Raw genomic sequence first — 5,417 nt, 5'->3', positions numbered from 1 at the left:
TTTCAATGGCTTATATTGTTTTGGCGGACTAGATGCCCCTTCCCATCAAGTTTTCGATAATTATTATTTCGGATTATTTAATCGGCTAGCCTATGGCCCTCCCTTGGAGAATGCTAAAAAAATGGTCGCCCTCCAAGAGGCAGGTATTATAGATCTATCGTATAGTAAAAATCCCCTTTACTCCTATGATTCCAATACCCAAAAACATGTGTTAAAACAAGGTGAAATGCAGGAATGGGCACACTACTTGGTTAATGCAACCATTCCCAAGGCCAACAATAGCAACGGCTACCAAGGGTTGTTACATACAATGTTGGAGAACGGTATGCTGCGTTATTATCGCAATAATAACAATGGAAATTATATACCGGGATGTATAGACCTGGATAACAGGGGGAGGCCTTATGATATAGATGGGAACATTAATGAGGATCTCACTTTTTATGGGACGCCCACAGAGGGCCTTACCTTTGATAATGATACCCTCTCTAGGGAACGCAATAACTTCGCCTCCCATTGGGCTAAGTCCGTTCTAAAAACTATTTGCGAAAAACAACACCTCCACAAAAATATTAAAACTGATGAAATACGTTAAGGGAAATCCTAATGGCGGACTCACACCGCTGACATCGGCATGGATGCATAAATTATTGGAGCATCCATCCATTCTGAACCAGCTTGTTGCTAAATACGGTTCACCGATTAACATTCACAACCTCAGTTCTTTTGAGGAAAATATTAGAAACTACCAAAAGGTGTTTCAGTCGCACAAGCTGAAGCACAAGATATATTATGCCCGTAAAGCCAACCGATGCAGGGGATTAGTAAAACAAGCCTTGTCCACCGGAATTGGCGTGGATACCGCTAGTTATAAAGAGCTTTTACAGTCGTTAGCGTTGGGAGGTGATAGGCATAACCTAGTGTTGACCTCCGCTATAAAAACAACCGAGCAAATAGAACTGGCCATCAAAAATAATATCACCATTATTTTGGATAATTACGACGAATGCAAACTGGTGAATGCCATCGCAAAAAAAATGGAGAAGAAGGCAGAAGTAGGAATCAGGGTCAGCGGAGTTTACATAGAGGACCAGAAATTATACAGCAGATTTGGATTTGATATAGAGGAGGTTGCTGCTTTCGTAGAAAGCTATATCGGGGGGGATAAAGAATTGGACCGAATGGAGGTAGGTGGACTTCATTTTCATTTAGATGGGTACTCCATAGCACAACGGGCAATAGCCCTTTCTAGCTGTATTGCTCTTGCACGTGGGTTAAAACAGAAAGGATATCCTATTATCTTTATAGATATGGGTGGCGGAATTTTAATGAATTACTTGGCGGACGAACAGGAGTGGAAAAATTTTGATGAGAACCTGAGGGATTCCGTTATGAAGGCCAATACCAGCCTTACCTTTAACGGAACTGGATTGGGATATAAGATGATTAACGGAAAATTAGAAGGTAAATTAGACACCTACCCCTTTTATAATCGTATTAACGGGGCCACTTTTATAGATGAGATTCTAAATTATAAGGCCCCTAAAACGAATCTAAGCAATGCCCAACGACTAAAGGGAGAGGATATTGAAATAAGGATTGAACCCGGAAGGTCTCTCTTAAATCTAACAGGTATTACCGTTGCCAAAGTAGCGCATAGAAAAAGGGATAGTAAGGGTCAGTGGCTCGTTGGTCTGGAAATGAACATGAGCCAGTTGATGAGCTCTAGTGCCGATTTCCTTCTAGATCCCTATATTCGATATCAGGATTACACCGAGGACTCCGAGGAGGTCTCGGTGTATTTTACCGGGGCCTATTGTTTGGAAAGGGATATTCTGCTGAAACGAAAAATATCCCTTCCTCAACTACCCAAGCGGGGAGATTTGGTAGTTTTTATTAATACCGCTGGCTATATGATGCATTTCTTTGAGACCGAAGCCCATCTATTTGAGCTTTCAAAAAATATTATGTTTAAGGAGGATGTTACGGATTTTAATAAGGTAACGTTTATAGATGACAATCTAATAACCAAAGACTAGAATTCCCTTGTGGAGTTTTTATGACCAATGCTGTTATGCATCAGGGGAGGTAAAGAACCTTCCCATTTTAGGAAAACTCCAAGGGTGATATGCTAGCTACTATCGACTATATTAAAATACAATTATGCGATGGTTAACCCTCTCCTCCCCTATTTTAATTAGCACAATTTACCATCCAATTAATTCCATATTTATCCGTACATCTTCCAAAATAGCCCCATTCCCGTTCCCTGAAAGAATGGTGAACCCGTCCATTTTTAGACAGTTGTACAAACAGCTCTTCTGCGCTTTCCTTGGTAGACAGATCTACACTCATATGAATTTGATTTCCATGATTAATAGGGGTATCCGGTGAGGCATCATAGGCCATTAAATGGATGTTTTTCCCTTTTAATTCGGCGTGTTGCCATTTATCGCGGAAAGAGGAAGGGACGTCTATTTTCTTTTCCTTATAGGTTTGTTTGTTCACTATATCTGCATTAAACAAATCTGCATAAAAGTGAAGTGCCTCTTGGCAATTTCCGTTAAAAGCTAAATAAGGTTGAATTTTCATATCGTGTAATTTTAGAAAGTTTAATAATTTACTCAGCCCTAGGGGTAAATACGGGCCCTGTTTATAATGTCTTAACCCTAAGACATCAAAAGACTTGAATAGGCACGGAGCCGTGTCCATGGCCTTCTAGTAAGCCCATAAAATGCAGTGTATACAATCTATTTGTTGCATTATTATTTAGGTGCTACCATGCAATAAACCAAGCTCCTAATCGCCATTTATAAAACTAATAATCTAATGGGACAGCATACTTCGCAAATGCTTTAATGTTTAACGCTATTGATTAATTAAAGGCTACAAGCCATAAATCAGGTCGATTTCCAAGCCTATGTATATCCTCTGAAGTCAGCCCTTTTTTAAATAACCATGAGAAAGATTTAGGAGCTAAAAACGAGGAAGGGCAGAGTCAATTTTTAAATTCAATTAAATTGTTCTAATTTTCGCGTTTTGCCCAATTTTATGGGAGCTTAGAGATGCTAATCCACACTTACCGGGCAGGGTAAATATCACCCAAAGGGAGTAAGGAAAATGGAGGGAAGGAATATCCTTCCACTCATGGATGAAAGTTGAATTAACAATTATAAAAATAGAAACGAAGACATGGAAAAATCTAAACGTTACCAACAGGGTATGGAAGTCATACGTGAATATGAAGATAAGTCCGAAAATCCGGCTTACTCTATCACTTTCGAAAACCTGATGGATCTAGACCCTAAATTAGAAGATTATATTGTAGAATTTGCTTTTGGGGACATTTATGCAAGGGAGGGATTGTCCCATGAGCAAAAAACCCTGATTACCATTTCGTCCTTGGTAACACAGGGATTGGAGCCACAACTAAGGCTACATGTAAATACCGGACTTACCATAGGTATTAGCCCTAAGGAAATAGTGGGAGCCATAATACATTTACTTCCTTACGCCGGATTTCCAAGAGTACTAAATGCCTTGAATATTGCAAAGGCAGTTTTCTCTGAAAGGGGTGTTTCGGTACAGGATAAAAAGTAAATTTTTTTCCTTTACAGCTTAGATTATTTATTTAAAAGCCACTTTTAGGAGTGGCTTTTTTTTGTAAAAAACCATTCTTTTTGTGCTGACTTTTCCAAACCCAATTTTAAGAAGTCATTTCTATAAGAAAAACAAATAAAAACCTGAAATTCATCACTTTATTTATGCATAAATAAATCCTACTTTTATTGAAATATTGTATTTTCTTCCGACAGAAATATAACTACTTTTAATAGTTAATCGAGTATTTATGCTGTATGTCGATTGTTCATTGTAAAGTCAAAAAAAGTAGGATATGTTAGCGACCAAATTAGTCAACCACCGTTCAAGACCCGTTGTAAATGTCTAATTAACAGTTATTTACAACCTGAAACTGATCTTATATCAGTAGCCACATCCACTTCCCCCAAGATGTTTTTTTTGTAATATTTTTTACTGGTTAAAGATACCCCAAGCATCTTTTCAAAGTTCACCTGCTTAGTTTATGATTGTTTTTCCTGGAACCCTTTATGTTTTCATAAAGGTTGCCCTAGAATTAACAGCCAAACCTGTAACCTTTAAACCTTTATATTATGAAAAAAGTGATTTTTTGCGCAGCAGCGCTAATGATGGGCACCGTAGTGATGGCTCAAAGTAACGTGAGTAACGCCGTGATGACCGGCTGGAATAACACAGGAACAGTACATCAAACTGGCAATTTGAATAACAGTAAAATGAATATCAGAGGAGGAGACAATACCTTTGATATTGATCAAATACAAATTGAAAATAAAAGTGAGGTTCAAATCGGTCAACCAAGTGTTCCAGATAATGCAAATATGAATCACGTTAGAATACGGCAAGTAGGAGAACGAAACGAATCATATGCAACCGTTTACGGAGATGGCAATTCCGCGAATATAAACCAAGTAGGAAATAACAATGATAGTTTTCTTACACAAACTGGTACCGGAGATGAAGTAGATGTTGACCAACTTGGTCATTGGAACGCAAGCACTGTACATCAACTTGGTGGCTCTGGCAACTTCGCAGATGTAAATCAAAATGGTAATTCAGATGTAAGTCATGTTACACAAGAGGGGACGGATGCTATCGCAAAGGTCACTCAAAATGGTTGGGATAATTACAGTCAAATTAATCAGAATTCCGCTGCACAAGATGAGGCAACCGTTTTTCAAGAAGGTATACAAAATAAGAGTTGGATAACTCAGATTGGCTCTGGAGACCATGATGCCATCGTTAGACAAAATGGTACAACGAATATTAGTGTCGTAGATCAGACCGGCATCACTCAGGACATCACCGTAATCCAAAATGACTAAGTTCTTACAATATTGATTCAATATAATCTATGGGATGGTAGGTTGCAACCATCCCATATTTTAGTTTATAAAACCTATCATATGAACGCTATTTTTCCCGTTGTTTTTCTCATAGCAATTTTGTCTTTCCCCAAGGTAACAGCCCAGGAAAACTCGGCCTCTTACATATCTTCCTCTATTCAGGACCTGAATACCCCCAACGATGCGCTAAACCTAATTAACGAACAATTTTTAACCCGGCAGGCGCAGATCAACAACTCCAATACCAATATTACCCTAATCACTCAAGTAGGTGAAAATAACACCTCATCGGTAACCACCTTTGCCAACCAAAGTGAGGTAACCCTGGGACAATATGGGAACAATAATAACATAGAACTAGCGCTTAGCGCTACCACTATAGATTACCGAGTCCTACAGAACGGCAACAACAATCAACTATTAGAATTTAATACTGGTACTACTACCCAACTGTTGCAACGCAATATTACCCAA

At 38.7% G+C, this 5,417-nt stretch carries 6 protein-coding genes; 5 read left to right on the top strand and 1 reads right to left on the bottom strand.

Going from position 1 to position 5,417, the window contains the following annotated elements; all coding sequences use genetic code 11:
- Positions 1-595, top strand: a 595-nt coding sequence (locus F1E73_RS17670; protein ID WP_223883491.1) for a hypothetical protein, incomplete at its 5' end; no start/stop codon positions are given.
- Entirely contained in the window at positions 582-2,039 is a 1,458-nt protein-coding gene (locus F1E73_RS16270; RefSeq protein WP_150452555.1) for an alanine racemase, read from the top strand. The genes F1E73_RS17670 and F1E73_RS16270, both read left to right, overlap by 14 nt.
- Before the next feature lie 154 nt (positions 2,040-2,193).
- On the opposite strand, the gene F1E73_RS16265 is transcribed toward F1E73_RS16270, so the two are convergent.
- Positions 2,194-2,592: a VOC family protein gene (locus F1E73_RS16265; protein WP_086478310.1), complete on the bottom strand. Its 399-nt coding sequence runs from the start codon at positions 2,590-2,592 to the stop codon at positions 2,194-2,196.
- Between the two features lie 600 nt (positions 2,593-3,192).
- Here F1E73_RS16265 and F1E73_RS16260 point away from each other — a divergent pair.
- From F1E73_RS16260 to F1E73_RS16250, 3 genes are all read left to right on the top strand, one after another.
- A complete protein-coding gene (locus tag F1E73_RS16260) occupies positions 3,193-3,600 on the top strand; it encodes a carboxymuconolactone decarboxylase family protein (RefSeq protein ID WP_150452554.1) in 408 nt (135 codons plus the stop codon).
- A gap of 572 nt (positions 3,601-4,172) precedes the next feature.
- Complete coding sequence (locus F1E73_RS16255) at positions 4,173-4,922, top strand: hypothetical protein (RefSeq protein ID WP_086478308.1); 750 nt, start codon at positions 4,173-4,175, stop codon at positions 4,920-4,922.
- 81 nt (positions 4,923-5,003) lie between these two features.
- Positions 5,004-5,417: hypothetical protein (locus F1E73_RS16250; RefSeq protein WP_223883490.1), on the top strand; the 414-nt coding region annotated here is incomplete at its 3' end.

The sequence above is a fragment of the Arenibacter lacus genome, from assembly GCF_008711145.1.
Taxonomy (GTDB): Bacteria; Bacteroidota; Bacteroidia; order Flavobacteriales; family Flavobacteriaceae; genus Arenibacter; species Arenibacter amylolyticus.
This window is presented reverse-complemented; position numbering and strand designations above follow the sequence as displayed.

Coding starts and splice junctions, on each gene's coding strand:
- F1E73_RS16255 (WP_086478308.1), top strand. CDS start 4,173: ATGAAAAAAGTGATTTTTTGCGCAGCAGCGCTAATGATGGGCACCGTA.
- F1E73_RS16270 (WP_150452555.1), top strand. CDS start 582: ATGAAATACGTTAAGGGAAATCCTAATGGCGGACTCACACCGCTGACA.
- F1E73_RS16265 (WP_086478310.1), bottom strand. CDS start 2,592: ATGAAAATTCAACCTTATTTAGCTTTTAACGGAAATTGCCAAGAGGCA.
- F1E73_RS16260 (WP_150452554.1), top strand. CDS start 3,193: ATGGAAAAATCTAAACGTTACCAACAGGGTATGGAAGTCATACGTGAA.